13 protein-coding genes and 2 pseudogenes are annotated in these 14,408 nt (G+C 63.4%); 5 read left to right on the top strand and 10 right to left on the bottom strand.

Annotation, left to right across the window (positions count from 1 at the left end; all coding sequences use genetic code 11):
• Positions 1–18: 18 nt before the first annotated feature.
• Entirely contained in the window at positions 19–972 is a 954-nt protein-coding gene (locus GM668_RS17295; protein ID WP_155440206.1) for a DMT family transporter, read from the bottom strand.
• 297 nt (positions 973–1,269) lie between these two features.
• Here GM668_RS17295 and GM668_RS17290 point away from each other — a divergent pair, with 297 nt between their 5' ends.
• Entirely contained in the window at positions 1,270–2,628 is a 1,359-nt protein-coding gene (locus tag GM668_RS17290) for an erythromycin esterase family protein (protein WP_211923409.1), read from the top strand.
• A gap of 21 nt (positions 2,629–2,649) precedes the next feature.
• Positions 2,650–3,171: pseudogene (locus tag GM668_RS31605) on the top strand (alpha/beta hydrolase); the annotation flags it as partial.
• A 47-nt stretch (positions 3,172–3,218) separates the two neighbouring features.
• Here GM668_RS31605 and GM668_RS30570 read toward each other — a convergent pair.
• From GM668_RS30570 to GM668_RS17275, 3 genes are all read right to left on the bottom strand, one after another.
• Complete coding sequence (locus tag GM668_RS30570; protein ID WP_229499499.1) at positions 3,219–3,443, bottom strand: DUF1294 domain-containing protein; 225 nt, start codon at positions 3,441–3,443, stop codon at positions 3,219–3,221.
• A gap of 60 nt (positions 3,444–3,503) precedes the next feature.
• Complete coding sequence (gene trpS / locus GM668_RS17280; RefSeq protein WP_155440204.1) at positions 3,504–4,541, bottom strand: tryptophan--tRNA ligase; 1,038 nt, start codon at positions 4,539–4,541, stop codon at positions 3,504–3,506.
• A gap of 225 nt (positions 4,542–4,766) precedes the next feature.
• Positions 4,767–5,168 (bottom strand): YXWGXW repeat-containing protein, encoded by a 402-nt coding sequence (locus GM668_RS17275; protein WP_155440203.1) that lies wholly within the window; start codon positions 5,166–5,168, stop codon positions 4,767–4,769.
• A gap of 139 nt (positions 5,169–5,307) precedes the next feature.
• Between GM668_RS17275 and GM668_RS17270 the strand changes: the two genes are divergently transcribed.
• Positions 5,308–7,221 carry a CocE/NonD family hydrolase gene (locus GM668_RS17270; protein WP_155440202.1) on the top strand — a complete coding sequence of 638 codons (1,914 nt, stop codon included), beginning with the start codon at positions 5,308–5,310 and terminating at the stop codon, positions 7,219–7,221.
• 60 nt (positions 7,222–7,281) lie between these two features.
• On the opposite strand, the gene GM668_RS17265 is transcribed toward GM668_RS17270, so the two are convergent.
• From GM668_RS17265 to GM668_RS17255, 3 genes are all read right to left on the bottom strand, one after another.
• Positions 7,282–8,106, bottom strand: coding sequence for a substrate-binding periplasmic protein (locus GM668_RS17265; RefSeq protein WP_229499468.1), 825 nt, complete (start codon positions 8,104–8,106; stop codon positions 7,282–7,284).
• 100 nt (positions 8,107–8,206) lie between these two features.
• Positions 8,207–9,460: a TCR/Tet family MFS transporter gene (locus GM668_RS17260; RefSeq protein WP_229499466.1), complete on the bottom strand. Its 1,254-nt coding sequence runs from the start codon at positions 9,458–9,460 to the stop codon at positions 8,207–8,209.
• 12 nt (positions 9,461–9,472) lie between these two features.
• The gene (locus GM668_RS17255; protein WP_155440201.1) at positions 9,473–10,132 is read right to left on the bottom strand and encodes an HD domain-containing protein; all 660 of its coding nucleotides are present in this window, start codon (positions 10,130–10,132) and stop codon (positions 9,473–9,475) included.
• Between the two features lie 171 nt (positions 10,133–10,303).
• Between GM668_RS17255 and GM668_RS17250 the strand changes: the two genes are divergently transcribed.
• The gene (locus GM668_RS17250; RefSeq protein WP_155440200.1) at positions 10,304–10,798 is read left to right on the top strand and encodes a chemotaxis protein CheW; all 495 of its coding nucleotides are present in this window, start codon (positions 10,304–10,306) and stop codon (positions 10,796–10,798) included.
• Positions 10,799–10,822: 24 nt separating this feature from the next.
• Here the strand turns inward: GM668_RS17250 and GM668_RS17245 are convergent, their stop codons facing one another.
• The 3 genes from GM668_RS17245 to GM668_RS17230 form a co-directional block, all read right to left on the bottom strand.
• Entirely contained in the window at positions 10,823–11,533 is a 711-nt protein-coding gene (locus tag GM668_RS17245; RefSeq protein ID WP_155440199.1) for a ribonuclease HI family protein, read from the bottom strand.
• 66 nt (positions 11,534–11,599) lie between these two features.
• On the bottom strand, positions 11,600–12,373 hold the full coding sequence (locus GM668_RS31600; protein WP_308506827.1) for a YXWGXW repeat-containing protein: 774 nt from the start codon (positions 12,371–12,373) through the stop codon (positions 11,600–11,602).
• A gap of 235 nt (positions 12,374–12,608) precedes the next feature.
• The gene (locus tag GM668_RS17230; RefSeq protein WP_155440198.1) at positions 12,609–12,866 is read right to left on the bottom strand and encodes a hypothetical protein; all 258 of its coding nucleotides are present in this window, start codon (positions 12,864–12,866) and stop codon (positions 12,609–12,611) included.
• Between the two features lie 185 nt (positions 12,867–13,051).
• Between GM668_RS17230 and GM668_RS17225 the strand changes: the two are divergent.
• Positions 13,052–14,408 (top strand): annotated as a pseudogene (locus GM668_RS17225) (penicillin-binding transpeptidase domain-containing protein); the annotation flags it as partial.

The raw sequence follows: 14,408 nt of genomic DNA, 5'->3' as shown, positions 1-14,408 counted from the left end.
CCCGCGGGGCGGCATTGACTACGCCCCGTGCACTTCCTCTTCCAGTGCATGGACCCGCACCGACCACAGTACGCCCGTAGCCAGCAGCACAATTGCCACCGCTTCCAGCACGCGCGGCCACTGGTGCTTATAAATAAACCCGTACAGCAGCGCAAATAGCGTTTCAAATAAAATCAGCTGCCCGGATAAAGTCACGGGCACGCGGCGGCTGGCAATATTCCACAAATGATTGCCAATCACGGAGGCGCCCAGCGCCAGCAGCGCATTGGTGATCCAGAACGTGGTCCAGTCACGCCCGCTGGCCACCGCTGCCGCGCCGGTAATGTCGCCGCGCCATACGGCGAAAGCCATGGCGCCGATAACCAGCGCAATCAGCCCGCTCGATAAACCATACAGCGCCGACCATTCCGCACTGCTGAAGTGGTGGTGCTGTTTTAAATACCGGGCATTGTCCAGCGTGTACCAGCTCCAGCAAAACAGCGCGCCCGTTGCGCACAGCACGCCCAGCGAGATGCGCCACAAGCTGCCGCCCGCCGCCTGTGCATGCGTGAACACGTCGACATTGATGCAGGCAATGCCGGTTGCCGTCACCAGCAGCGGCATGGCCAGCTGGCGCAGCGGCACGGCGCCATGGTCCTTGCGGCCCATCAGCGTGACGGAAATCGGCAGCACGCCGATGATCAGCGACGTGGGCGCCACACCGGCCAGCTTCACGCCCATGGCCAGCAGCATGTAATACACGATGTTGCCGGCCAGTGCGTGCCGCACCAATGCCAGGCAGTCGCTGCGGTCGAGCCGGCGCATTAAGCTTTTCAGGCGCGGCAGCATCAAGGCCAGCGCAATGGCGCCATACGCGGTATAGCGGCCCACTGCCATTTCCATCGGCGTGAATGCGGACAGCAGTTCGGGCACGATGAACACCATGCCCCACATTGCTCCCGCCAGTAACCCGCACAGTACGCCATTCCACATGAGTTAGCTTTCCATTTTGCAAGGGCGCTAGTGTCTCATATGGCGGCCTTTCCTGTTGGCGCTGTCACCGGCAATCGTGGGATACCTCGTACTGCCTGCGTAGGGCGGATTAGCACGCAGCGCGTAATCCGCCATGCCTGTGCGGCCTGCACGCATGGCGGATTACGCTAACGCTAATCCGCCCTACACTTGAAGCTACGGCAACTTCCACGCTTTCCGGCGACATAGTTTTCCTGTTTGGGTCCCTTGCGTGCGACGCTGCCGGTGGGGCCCGCGTAGCATGGACTGGAGGAGGGAATGCATATGACCGATACCGCCACCATAGAGGCGCTGCGGCGCGAAGCGCAGCCGCTGGCGCAGGATGAGCACTACAGCCAGCTGCTCGAACAGATCGGCGATGCGTCGCTGGTACTGCTGGGTGAAGCCACGCATGGCACGCGCGAGTTTTACCGGCTGCGGGCCGAAATCAGCAAGCGGCTGATTGTCGAAGCGGGCTTTGATGCGATTGCCGTCGAAGCGGACTGGCCGGATGCGCTGCGCGTCAGCCGCTATGTGCAGCATGGCGCCACGCCGGATACCACGCCGGATGCGGCGCTGTCCGGCTTCCAGCGTTTTCCGCAATGGATGTGGCGTAATACGGAAATCGTATCGCTGATCGAATGGATGCGGGCCCACAATGCGCACGTGCCGCAGCCTGGCCAGCGCATTGGTTTTTATGGACTGGATTTATACAGTTTGCACGCGTCGATGGATGCCGTGATTGCGTATCTCGACAAGGAAGATCCGGTGGCGGCGCGGCGCGCCCGCGAACGCTATGCATGCATGAACCACCCATCGCCGGACCCGCAGCATTATGGCTATGCGGCAGCGTATGGCTTGCGGCCTGACTGCGAAGATGAACTGGTGCGGCAACTGCGGGAAATGAATGCGGAAGCGGCGCTGTATTGGAGTACGCCGGGCGGCGCGGTTCCCGATGAATTGTTTTATGCGCAGCAAAATGCGCGGGTGGCGAAAAATGCGGAAACGTATTACCGCGCGATGTTCCAGCGCGGCGATGCATCGTGGAATATCCGCGATACGCACATGGCGGACACCCTGCATGCGCTGCGCACGCATTTAAGCCGCCGCGCGAGCCGGAAACCCGCCCGTATTATCGTGTGGGCGCATAATTCGCATTTGGGCGATGCGCGCGCCACGGAAATGGGCGAGGGCGGCCAATTGAATCTTGGCCAGCTGGTGCGGCAGAATTATCCGCCCGGCGAAGCCTTTATATTGGGCTTTACCACGCATGCGGGTTTTGTTACGGCGGCGACCGAATGGGATAGCGTGGCGGAATTAAAACCTGTCGTGCCGTCGCGTATCGACAGTATTGAACGGGTCATGCATGCGGTGGGCATCGGCATCGGCGATTTTTTATTGCCGGTCACCGGCAACGCCACCGTACAGGCGCGCTTGCCGCGTGAAAAGCTCGAACGCGCGATCGGTGTGATTTACCGGCCCGATACGGAACGCCAAAGCCATTACTTCCATGCGGACGTGGCGCGCCAGTTCGATGCACTGATCCACGTGGACCGCAGCAATGCCGTGCAGCCGCTGGAGCGCTCGGCGCTGTGGCATGGCGAGGAATTGCCGGAGACGTATCCATCGGGGCTGTAGCGCGTGGCGGTAAATCCCGCTATGCTGCGGGTTGATGAAATACTATCGAACCGCCGCCTGCGGGTGGCAGCGCTGGCCGCTGCCGCACTGGCGGCGCTGGCCGTCATCGCTGCGGGCGAATTGCTGAGCCGCCCTGCGTCGCGAGTCATCGGGGCGGCGCCGCCTGATTTACAGGCGCGCGACGTCAGCTTGCCCGCCGATGGCTACACGGTGCGCGGCTGGTTCGTGCCGGGCACGCCGGGTGTGGGCGCCGTCCTGCTGCTGCACGGCGTGCGTGGCGACCGCATGGCCATGCTGCAGCGGGCCCGCATGCTGAAGCAGTCAGGCTACAGTGTCTTGCTGGTGGATTTGCCGGCACATGGCGAAAGCGGCGGCGGCCATATCACGTTTGGCTGGCGCGAAGCGGCCGGGGTCCGCAGTGCGCTGGACTGGCTGCGCCACGAAGTGCCAATGGAAAAAGCCGGGGTGATCGGTGTGTCGCTGGGCGCGGCTGCACTGGTGTATTCCGGACTTGCATGCCTACGATCCGGCAGCGTACGCGGCTGCCATACTGCCATTCCTGCAGCGCTACCTGCAGCAGCCGGCAACCGCTATCGCAGCGCCACCTGCGCCAGCCCGATAAAGGCCGCCACATTGACCAGCACCGTGCCCCAGAATTTCAGGCGGAACGATGCCTTGACGGATTTATGGCGCAGCCACTGCTGCGCCACGACGCCGCCGGGCCAGCCGCAGCACAGGCCCAGCATCAATAACGTGCTTTCCGGGATGCGCCAGCGGCCGGCGCGGGCAGCGGACTTGTCCGCTGCGTAAAACATGAAGCAGATGACGCTGGCGATGCCGTACACCGCCAGCGTCCAAACGATGGCCGTCATCGTTTAAAAGTAATTCAGGCCCAGCGCGGCCTTGACTTCATCGGTCGTGCGGGCCGCCACTTCGCGGGCGCGCATCGTGCCTTCCTTCAGCACTTGCATGACATAGCCTTTGTCTTTGGCCAGTTCTTCGCGGCGTGCGCGGATCGGGGCCAGCAATTCCTGCAAGACGGCGTCCAGGCGCTTCTTGACGATGGAGTCGCCCAGGCCGCCGCGCTGGTAATGCGCTTTCATTTCTTCCAGCGACGCCTTGTCGTTGTCAAACGCATCGAGGTAAATAAAGGCGACGTTGCCTTCCAGGTGGCCCGGATCTTCGACGCGCAGGTGCAGCGGATCGGTGTACACCTTTTTCACGGCCGCGCGGATTTCATCGCTGGATGCGCCCAGGTTGATCGTGTTGCCCAGCGATTTACTCATCTTGGCTTTGCCGTCGGTGCCCGGCAGGCGGCCGATTTCCGGCACCAGCGCCTTGCACTCGACGAGGATTTCCTGGTTATACGTGCGGTTAAAGCGGCGCACGATTTCATTGGTCTGCTCGATCATCGGGATCTGGTCTTCGCCGACCGGCACCACTTGCGCCTTGAACGCCGTGATGTCGGCGGCCTGGCTGGCTGGATACGTCAGGAAGCCGGCGGGGATGTCGCGCTCGAAGCCGCGCAGCACGATTTCCTGCTTGACGGTCGGATTGCGTTCCAGGCGTGCCACCGTCACCAGGTTCAGGTAATAAAACGTCAGTTCCGCCAGTTCAGGAATTTGCGACTGGATGAAAATCGTGGTCTTGGCGGGATCGATGCCGACTGCCAGGTAATCCAGCGCCACTTCCACCACGTTGCGGTGCACCTTGTCGATGTCATCCATGTTGTCCGTCAGCGCCTGGGAATCGGCCAGCATGACGAATTGCTTGTAGTCGTGCTGGTATTGCACGCGGCCGCGCAGGCTGCCGACGTAGTGGCCCAGGTGCAGGGGACCGGTCGGACGGTCGCCCGTCAAGATCACGGTAGGGGAAGTTGGTGCGGTGGTGATTACGGCTGCTGGCTGGTCCATACGAGGGTTCCTTTTCCTTGCCCCCGCCTGTTGCGCCAACAAAAACGCCACCTGTGCAGAGGCGGCGTTGACTAATTATTCACATCACTATTCAATGGCCGCGCTGGTTCAGCGGCGCCACCAATTTTGGCTAAGCATGCAGGAGCGATGTGGTTGGAAAAATTTCATCCCGTTATGGTTGCACCTTGCCGCGGCCCTGTCAAGGCCGCGGCAATGGTTTAGCCATTAGTACCGGCGGGGATCGTTCGGCGCGGCATCGGCGCGGTTGGGGACGCCGTCATTGTCGCGGTCGCGGTCATAGCGGTTGGGAATACCGTCGTGGTCGCGGTCACCCCGGGCCCAGCGGCCCCGCTCCGCCACCCAGCGGCCATCGCGTTCTTCCCACACTTGCGGATGGTACACATAGCCGGGCCGGTCGCGGACCCACCTGCCACGGATCCACACGTAGCGGCGGCCATTCCAGTCCCAGTGCCCGGCCACCCACGTATAGCCATGGCGCGCATCCGGCACGATTTCTTCACGGACTGGCGGCGGCGCCGTGCGCACGATCAGCGTGTCGGCAAACGATGGCAGCGCCGTGGCGCCCAGGGAACCCGCCAGCGCGGCGGCAATCAGCAGTTTTTTCATGATTTTCCTCCTGAAAGTATGCCGCCACTGTAGGCCGGCTCAGCGGTGCAGTATGTGCGCACACACGCACAGTGTGGATATTGCCGAAGGTAATAGGGTTCGGTACGATGGGGAATTACTTATCGAGGAGCCTGAATTGATGCGACAACGCTTGCCGGCCGCCATGACCTTGTCCTTGCTGCTCACTACCTCTGCCATGGCGCAAACACCGCCCATGGCGCCGGATATCCCCGCCAGTTTCGATGTCCCGGCCGGACAGGCGGATTACGTCCGCCGCGTCGTCATGATCCCGATGCGCGATGGCGTCAAGCTGCACACCGTCATCATGATTCCGAAAGGCGCGCAACACGCGCCAATCCTGCTGACCCGCACGCCATATAACGCGGCGCGGCGCGCACAGCGCAATGTCAGCCCGTCGTTATTGGCGTCCTTGCCGCAGGGCGATGAATTTTTCGTGGCGGAAGGATATATCCGCGTATTCCAGGACGTGCGGGGCAAATATGGGTCCGAAGGCGATTACGTGATGACGCGCCCGCTGCGCGGGCCGCTGAACCATACGAAAACCGACCACGCAACGGACGCGTGGGATACCATCGACTGGCTGGTGAAAAATGTCCATGAAAGCAATGGCAAGGTCGGCATGCTGGGTTCATCGTACGAAGGCTTTACTGTCATGATGGCGCTGGCCGACCCGCATCCGGCGCTGAAAGCCGCCGCGCCCATGAGCGCCATGGTCGATGGCTGGCGCGGCGACGACTGGTTCCACAACGGCGCGTTCCGCATGCCGTCGCTCGATTACGTGGCAGGGCAGACGACGGTGCGGGGCCGTGGCGAAGGTTTGGCCAGCGGCATTTACGATGATTACGACAGCGTGCTGCGTTCCGGTTCCGCATCCGGCTATGCAAAGCGCTTCGGCCTCGACCAGCTGAATTTCACGAAAAAGCTGTTCGAGCATCCGGCATACGACCAATACTGGCAAGAGCAGGCGCTGGACCGCCTGGTCGGTGCGCGCAAGCTGAAAGTGCCGACCATGCATATTGTCGGCCAGTGGGACCAGGAAGATATATATGGCCCGTACGCGGCCTATGCGGCGATGGAAAAGCAAGACCACGACAACCGCATGAACTTCCTGGCGATCGGGCCGTGGCGCCACAGCGGCGTCAATTACGATGGCAGCAGATTGGGCGCGCTGCGCTTCGAAGGCGACACGGCGCGCCAGTTCCGCCGCGATGTGCTGCAGCCCTTCTTCAACCAACACCTGAAAGACGGCGCCCCGCCCGCGGACACGCCACCGGTGCTCAGCTACCAGACTGGCGCGGACCGCTGGCAGCGTTATACGCAATGGCCGCAATCGTGCGGGTCGGGCTGCCTGTCCGCAGCCAGGATGCTGTACCTGCAGCCGGGCTTCGGCCTGGGCTTTGCGGCGCCTGGGCAGCAGGGCCATGACGATTACCTTTCCGACCCGTTGAAGCCGGTGCCGTTCGTGCCGCGCCCGGTGCGCCTGCATGATGAAAATGTGTGGAAGCCGTGGCTGGTGTCGGACCAGCGCTTTGCCGGCGACCGGCCGGATGTGCTGGTGTACGTGACGGAACCGCTGGCGGCGCCGCTGGCCATTGCCGGCCAGCCGCGCGTGGATTTATATGCGGCCACCACCGGCACCGATGCGGACTGGGTGGTGAAATTGATCGACGTGCATCCGGACGAAGTGCCGTCGCAGCCAGAACTGGGCGGTTACCAGCAAGGCATCGCGATGGAGATTTTCCGGGGCCGCTACCGCGACAGCCTGTCGCAGCCGTCGCCAATTCCTGCGGGGCAGGTGCAGCGCTACCGCTTTGCGCTGCCCAACGCAAACCACGTGTTCTTGCCGGGGCACCGCGTCATGGTGCAGATCCAGTCCAGCTGGTTCCCGCTGTATGACCGCAATCCGCAAACCTATGTGCCGAATATTTTCTACGCGCAGCCGGGCGATTACCGCAAGGCGACGCACAGCGTGTATTACGGCGCGCAGGCGGCCAGCACAATCGAGTTGCCGGTGATCGAATACCGCCAGTAAGGTGCCGCCAGCAAGTGCGTAAGGCGGATTTTACGGGGACGCCGAGTCAAATCCGCCATGTCAGCGCGGCCGCACGCTTTCCGCCAGCCAGTCTTGCTTATAGGTGTGCTGGAACGCTTCCAGGATCGCCGGCGACTTGGCGATCCGTTCCATCAAGTCGCGCAATGTGGCCTGATCTTCCGGGCTGAGCGAATGGCGCGAAATGTAGATGCCGCTCCAGCTCCAGGGCAATTCCGCGATCGGTTCGACCCGCAGCTTATCGGCCAGCGCCGCTACGCGGGCATCACGCTGCACGGCGCCAAGGAAGGTCGTGGGGCCCATGATGGTGACGTCGATTGCGCCGGCCTGCATCAGCCGCGCAATGGCAACGGTATCGGTTTCCTGGTACAGGCGGCCCTGGCGCGACAGTTCCCGCACCAGCCATTGATATTGTTCGCCAAAGTCATAGCCGCGCACGACGGCGACGCGCAATTCTTTCCTGTCCAGCAAATCCTGCGCCGACGTTAGCGGCGCGCGCGTTCCGCCGGCCAGCGACAGCAGCGTGGCGCGGTGCCCGATCATGGGGACAAAGGTGCCGTGCTTGTCGCGCGCCGGGGTACGCGAGGCGGGTACCAGCAAATCCGCCTTGCCCATTTCGAACAGCACTTCCAGCCGCGCGCGGGGCACGATGGAGTACACGAATTTGCAGCCGGCTTTGGCGGTGGCATGCTGGAATATTTCCGGATAAATGCCGCCGACGGCGCCATTTTCCAGCTGCGTGACGCTCATGCCGATCGGGGCGACGGGGACCTGGATCTCGCGCGTGCAGGATGGCTGCGCCAGCGTCTGCGCATGGGCCGCCATCGCCATCGCCAGCGTCGTTGCAGTCATTACGTGGCGCATCATGCCGTCTGCCCCCTGGCGCGGCGGCGCGCCGAGAAATACAGGTACGCTACGAGGATCGCCGTGGCTTGCATGGCGGCGTACACGAAGTAACTTGTGGCCATCATGCTGTCTGCCCCCTGGCGCGTCGGCGTGCCGAAAAATACAGGTACGCAACCAGGATCGCCGTGGCTTGCATGGCGGCGCACACAAAATAGCTTGTGCCGATGCGCCAGTCATTGGCGGGCAGGTGGCTGACCTGTCCCAGGATGGCGCTGCCCAGCAGCGGCATCAGGATCGCGCCCAGGCTGCTGATCGACTGCAGTGAGCCCATCAATTCGCCCTGCTGGTTGGCAGGCGTGGCTTTGGAAATAATGCCCTGCAGCGCGGGACCGGCGGCAAATGACAGCAAGTTGCAGCAAATGAACAGGTACATCATCCAGCCTTGCGTGGCCAAGCCATACAGCATGTACGTGATGCAGCCGGAAGCCAGGCCGAACAAGGTTAAGCGCACTTCGCCAAACACGCGCATGAAGACACCCAGCAAGCCTGCCTGCACGACGGCTGCGGCCATGCCGACGCAAAACATGGCCAGGCCGTTTTGTCCCGTGGTCCAGTTGAATCGGAAACTCGTGTACAGCACCCACGTCGATTGCAGCATCATTTGCGCGCCCGTCATCAGCGAAAACGCGATGATCAGGCCACGGATATCTTCGCGCGCCGCCAGTTTGAACAGGCCGGCCAGCGGGTTCACGCGCGTCAGTTTGAACGGTGCGCGCTGCGATTCCGGCAACGATTCCGGCACGCAGAAATAGCCGTAAATGAAATTGCCGGCCGACAGGCCCGCTGCCACATAAAACGGCAAGTGCAGGCTGACGTCGCCCAGCAAGCCGCCCACCATCGGGCCTGCAATGAAACCCAGGCCAAACGCCGCGCCGATCTTGCCAAAGCTCTTGGCCCGGTTTTCATGGGTGGAAATATCCGACGCGTAGGCGGACGCCACCGACATGCTGGCCGACGACGCGCCGCCGATCACGCGGCCGATGAACATGAACGCGAGGCTGGGCGCCAGCGCCGTCGACAGGAAATTGATGCACATGCCCGCCATCGAATACAGCAGCACGGGACGGCGCCCCACGCGGTCGCTGATGGCGCCCAGCATGGGCATGAAGATGAATTGCATCAGGCCGAACACGGCGCCCATGATGCCATACCAGTGCGCCTGCGCTTCCTTGCTGTGGACGAATTCGCCCAGCAGGATGGGCAGCACGGGCACAATCAGGCCGATCCCCAGCATGTCGATGAACACGCACACCAGGACGAAATTCAAATTGCCTTTGGATGGGGCAGGGTGGTTTTCTACAGGTGCTGGCATCATGCGGCAAGTACCTTATGGCGTGGCGGGGCTGGCAGCCCATTCGGCGATAAAACTGTCGCGGAACGCAGCCAGTTCCGCCAGGCGCGCCTGGCCGATGCGGCGGCCCGCCTCGGTCTGCATTTTCCCGGGCAGCGTGGCCAACTTGACTTCGATGTGGTCCAGCGAATACATCTTGTCATCGAGCTCACGGTGCAGCGCCATCGGATCATCCGCGTGGGCCAGTGCACAGCCCATGCGGCCTGCCGTATAAAACATGCGGGCCAGGCCAACGGCGCCCAGCGCATCGAGGCGGTCCGCATCCTGGACGATTTTCGCTTCAATGGTTTCCGGCGTCAGGCCGGCGGAAAAACTGTGGCATTCAATCGCATGGGCGACGGCGGCCAGGCGGTTCGACGGAAAACCCAGTGCGGCCAGCTGGCGGCTGGCCAGCAGCGCAGCCTGGCGCGAAGCCAAATGGCGTTCCGGGTGGTTCTTGGGCAAATTCACAAGATCGTGCAGATAGCACGCGGCCAGCACGACCAGCGCATCGGCTTCCGGGTAATCGTCCATCAACAACGTGGCGTTGCGCCACACGCGATGCAAGTGATTGGTGTCATGTGCGCCATCGTCACCAAAGGCGCTGGCTGCCAGCGCCACCAGGCGCGGATGCCAACTGCTCAACAGCGTATTCATTGGTCTCCAGGTTCATTATTGCTGCCCTGCGCGGGCGCAAGGCGGTGTTGCCCAATTGTGGCATGGATTGCCAGTTTCACCATAGGTGTTTTTATTAGATGCGGAAAATGTTGATGTACGGTAACATATCGGTAGTTTATTAATGTACTTTCTTCTTGCAAGGAACCTTTTATGTCTACCGACGCGATTGCCATGACCAGTTCTGCCAGCGCTGCTGAATACCTGGCATTTACTTTGGGCAAAGAGGAATACGGCATCGACATCCAGAAAGTCAGTGAGATCCGCAGCTATGAAACGCCGACCCGCATTGCCAGCGCGCCGGAATTTGTCAAGGGCGTCATCAACTTGCGCGGCCTGATCGTGCCGATCGTCGACATGCGCATCAAGTTCGGCCTGGGCGAACCGGTGTATAACGCATTTACTGTGGTGATCATCCTGCATGTCGGCGGACGCACGGTGGGCATGGTGGTGGACAGCGTGTCGGATGTGACGATGCTGGCGCCGGAACAGATCAAGCCGGCGCCGGACATTTCATCGGCCGTGACGACGGAATACATCACGGGACTGGGCACGGTGGACGAGCGCATGCTGATCCTGGTGGATATCGACGGCTTGATGCATTCCCCGGACATGGGCTTGGCCGACCCGCTCCGGCACGCTGCCTGATACCGGCGGCAGCGTTCCCCAACGCTATGCCCGTGGCGCTGCGGCGCCGCCATGCGCGTCGCCGGCGGCGTGAGCACGGCTTCCAGCGATAGCCTGCTGGGATAAGCGGTCCGCGTCGCCATTGCGGTGGCGCGGCACCCAGCGCAATGTCACGCCGCCGATTTGCGCCATCAATTGCCGCACAGTGGCGCGGTAATCATGCAGACCTTTCGCGGCCGGTCCCGGCGCGGCGACATCGCCGATCACCACCTGGCTGTCGCCGCAAATCGTCAGCGGCGTGGCGCCGGACGCCAGCGCCGCTTCCAGCAAGGCAATCAGCGCCAGGTATTCCGCATCGCTGCTGCCGCCATGGCCGGCGCGGCGGCAGATTTCCACCCGCTCCCCGCCTGGTCCGCATAGCAGCGCGCCAATGCCGATGGCGCCGGGATTGGGTGTGGCGGAACCATCAAACCAGGCGCGCCACGCCCCGGGCGGCGCAGTTTCCCGCTGTGCTTTCTGCGCCTGCCGCTGCGCATGGCGCCCGGCGGCCTTGGCGGCGCGCCGCTGTTCGTCATCATGGCGTGCCTGCTGGCGGGCGGTCAGCAGGGCTTCGATACCGGGTACGCCGGCTTGCGCTGCGGCCTGTTCCAGTACCGTGCGCAGTGCGTCGGCCAGCGGCATGCGCGCGGTACGCGCCAGGCGCCGCGCGGCTACCCGCTCGTTATGGAAAGCGAGACTGTCGTCGAAACCGGCCATGGGGACATACCATAAAAAAACCGCCATCGTAGCAGATGGCGGCAAGGGCAAAGCGGCGGCGTTCAATCAATGCCGGCGAGGATTATCGGGGCGCGCATCGTAGCGGTTTGGCACGCCGTCGCCATCGCGGTCGTGGTCATAGCGGTTCGGAACGCCGTCGTTGTCGCGGTCCCGGTCATAGCGGTCGGGGATGCCGTCGTGGTCGCGGTCGCGCCCATGGCCCCGGCGTTCGTACCGGTCGGGAATGCCATCATGGTCGCGGTCGTTGTAGCGGGCCTGGCGCTGCGCATATTCCCAGCGGCCTTCTTCGCGCACCCAGCGGCCATCGCGTTCCAGCCAGCGCGGCGACGTGTAGACGTACCCGGGACGTTCCGCCAGCCAGTGGCCCGGCACCCATTCGTGGCGGCTGCCGCGCCATTCCCAGTAGCCGGCGCTCCACACGTAGCCGCGCCGCGGCGCTGGAATCACTTCATAGCGGGGCGGTGGCGGCGGCACTGCCGCATAGTCAACCTGCATGGGAACGCTGCCCAGCGAGATCCACGTCCCCGGCTCCAGCCGCCAGCCGTCGGCTGCCCGCACCCACGTGCCCGGACGGTATTGATAGCCTATCCTTTCCGGTTCCCAGTGGCCCGACGTCCACACGTGGCGGTGGCCATCCCAGTTCCAGTAGCCTGGCGCCCAGATATAGCCACGGCGCGGTTGCGGCACGCTTTCAAAGCGGGGCGGCGGCGGTGCATTGCCGATCACAAGGCTGACGTCAACCTGGGCCAGCGCCTGCGCCGGGACGAACGCGGAGGAACTCAGTGCCAGTAACGCGCAAGCAATAAAGGTAGGTTTCATGATTTTTCTCCGTACAGTCTCGCTAAGTTCAATATAGCAAGCGACGATCCGGCAGAGAAAATGAGATACAACTTTTTACGAGTGACACCAAGCCGCCACAAACATATGTGCGCTTGCGTACAGACGAGACAAGAGGGGAATTGCTGAGGTTCAGCGGGACGCTGAAGGGACGGTTCGCCTGCTACGCCAGCATCATGGGCTGTGCGTGCAGGCGAATGTCGGAGCGCATCATGGCTCAGATGCGGCTGGTGGCTTGGGCGGAAGCCTTGCGTTCATCCCGCAGCGATTGCAGCTTTTGCTCGGCCGTCAGGCGCTTGGCGCTGACCACGATCACTTGCGTGTCTTGCGGCGCGGCATATGCCACCGTGGTCGTTGCTGCGGCGCGGGCAGTGGCTGGCTGCTCGGCCTCGCTGGTGTCCATCACATAATTGGCGGCGCATGCCAGGCCCAGCGTTACAACAAACAGGGCTTCGAAGTTTTTCAGGACGTTCATGATGTTTCCTTTCTGGTTGGTTGAGAACTGTCTTTCGATGGTTGTACTTTAGCGGGCGGCGGCGCAAGACACTACGGGATTGCGACGAGCTGTCAATTTGACGGAACGAATTGCATGTTTCGCCGATAAAGTGCTTTTTCCCTCCCCCCGCTAGGGTTGGGCAAACCTTTGCCACGGACCGGCCCATGCGACATTCATATCACTCCCTACGACAGGCGCTGGCCGCATGGACGCTACGTGCGCGCCGCTATCGCAACGGCCGCGCGGGTGCGGCCCGCAGCCCGTCGTCCTCTGCCGCACTGCTGCTGGCCGTGCTGGCCATGGTGTTCGCCGGCGCCGGTGCAGCCGTGATCAGCAGCCACGCCATGCGGCTGGCGCCCGTGAATGATACGGATGTAGCCGATGCCGGAGTGGCGGTGTATCGCGATAGCTTGCCTGGCGCGGTGATCGACGTGCCCGGCACGCCGGGGGCGCACGTGGTGGCGGTCGCCGGGGGCGCCGTGCTGGCGCTGAACGGCATGCAGGGACAAGCGCCTGTGCGCGTCAGCCTGTGCAGCCAGCTGCGCGCGGATGGGCGCATGCAGGCGCTGCGCATGGGCGGCAGCTTTGATGAGCTGGCGGCGCGCAGTGCGCCATTGCGCCACGCGCTGCTGGCCGAAGGCGGCGTCCCTGCAGTCCGCATCGATGGCGGCGAAGCCATGGACGCGCCGTTGCGGCTCAGCTGGCGCGGAGCGGATGCGGCATGGGTGTCGGACAGCGCCGCCGATGGTGCCGCAGCTGGTGCCGGGCATGGCGCCGCCGGGATCATGCAGCGCCATGGCTGGCTTGCATGGCGTGGCGGCGCGTTGCGCGTGGAGCGGCGCGCGTCGGCGGCTTGTCCGCAGGCGGGAGAGTTGGCAGTGCAGTTATACCGGCCTGCAACGGCGGCGGCACGCTGCTGTGCCGTGACGGCGTTCGCCGCCAACGGCACCGTCGTCACGGGATGGCTGCCGCCGGGCCGCCACCTCGTGCCATCCGTAACGGAGGGCATGCGCAATGCGCAGGAAGACCAGGCGCTGTTTAGCGCGCTGCAGGCGCATGGCCTGCTGCGGCTGGCGGCCGATGGCGCCATCGAGGCGGCGCCGCGCGACTTGCTGGCGTGGGCCGCGGCAGCGCCGCAAGACCGCGCCGCATCGCTGGCGCCATGGCAAGGCGTGGTGCTCGATGCGGAAGCGCTGCGCCTGCTGAAGCGGCTGTACCGGCAAGCCGATGGCGCATACGTGCTGCGGCAAATCGATACCTATAACAGCGAGCGCGCATTGCTGGCCTGGCGCATGCCCGGCGAGACGGGCCAGGCCGGGGAATGGCAACTGCTGGGCGACGGGGCGCCGCTGTCCACGACGGGCGCCATGCCCGGCGCCGCCGCGCGGCTGTTTGCGGACATGCCGCAAGGCTGGGCGCCATGGCAAGGCGTGGTGCTCGATGCGGAAGCGCTGCGCCTGCTGAAGCGGCTGTACCGGCAAGCCGATGGCGCATACGTGCTGCGGCAAATCGATACCTATA

Source organism: Pseudoduganella ginsengisoli, assembly GCF_009720865.1.
GTDB lineage: Bacteria > Pseudomonadota > Gammaproteobacteria > Burkholderiales > Burkholderiaceae_D > Rugamonas > Rugamonas ginsengisoli.
Note: the sequence above shows the minus strand (reverse complement) of the source record. Positions and strands in the feature narration are given on the sequence as shown.

What these genes read in the sequence shown, in the direction of transcription:
- GM668_RS17275 (WP_155440203.1), bottom strand. Translation starts at nt 5,168, where the DNA reads ATGAAAAAACTGCTGATTGCCGCCGCGCTGGCGGGTTCCCTGGGCGCC.
- GM668_RS17255 (WP_155440201.1), bottom strand. Translation starts at nt 10,132, where the DNA reads ATGAATACGCTGTTGAGCAGTTGGCATCCGCGCCTGGTGGCGCTGGCA.
- GM668_RS17270 (WP_155440202.1), top strand. Translation starts at nt 5,308, where the DNA reads ATGCGACAACGCTTGCCGGCCGCCATGACCTTGTCCTTGCTGCTCACT.
- GM668_RS17290 (WP_211923409.1), top strand. Translation starts at nt 1,270, where the DNA reads ATGCATATGACCGATACCGCCACCATAGAGGCGCTGCGGCGCGAAGCG.
- GM668_RS17260 (WP_229499466.1), bottom strand. Translation starts at nt 9,460, where the DNA reads ATGATGCCAGCACCTGTAGAAAACCACCCTGCCCCATCCAAAGGCAAT.
- trpS (WP_155440204.1), bottom strand. Translation starts at nt 4,541, where the DNA reads ATGGACCAGCCAGCAGCCGTAATCACCACCGCACCAACTTCCCCTACC.
- GM668_RS30570 (WP_229499499.1), bottom strand. Translation starts at nt 3,443, where the DNA reads ATGTTTTACGCAGCGGACAAGTCCGCTGCCCGCGCCGGCCGCTGGCGC.
- GM668_RS17265 (WP_229499468.1), bottom strand. Translation starts at nt 8,106, where the DNA reads ATGATGCGCCACGTAATGACTGCAACGACGCTGGCGATGGCGATGGCG.
- GM668_RS17295 (WP_155440206.1), bottom strand. Translation starts at nt 972, where the DNA reads ATGTGGAATGGCGTACTGTGCGGGTTACTGGCGGGAGCAATGTGGGGC.
- GM668_RS17250 (WP_155440200.1), top strand. Translation starts at nt 10,304, where the DNA reads ATGTCTACCGACGCGATTGCCATGACCAGTTCTGCCAGCGCTGCTGAA.
- GM668_RS17245 (WP_155440199.1), bottom strand. Translation starts at nt 11,533, where the DNA reads ATGGCCGGTTTCGACGACAGTCTCGCTTTCCATAACGAGCGGGTAGCC.
- GM668_RS17230 (WP_155440198.1), bottom strand. Translation starts at nt 12,866, where the DNA reads ATGAACGTCCTGAAAAACTTCGAAGCCCTGTTTGTTGTAACGCTGGGC.
- GM668_RS31600 (WP_308506827.1), bottom strand. Translation starts at nt 12,373, where the DNA reads ATGAAACCTACCTTTATTGCTTGCGCGTTACTGGCACTGAGTTCCTCC.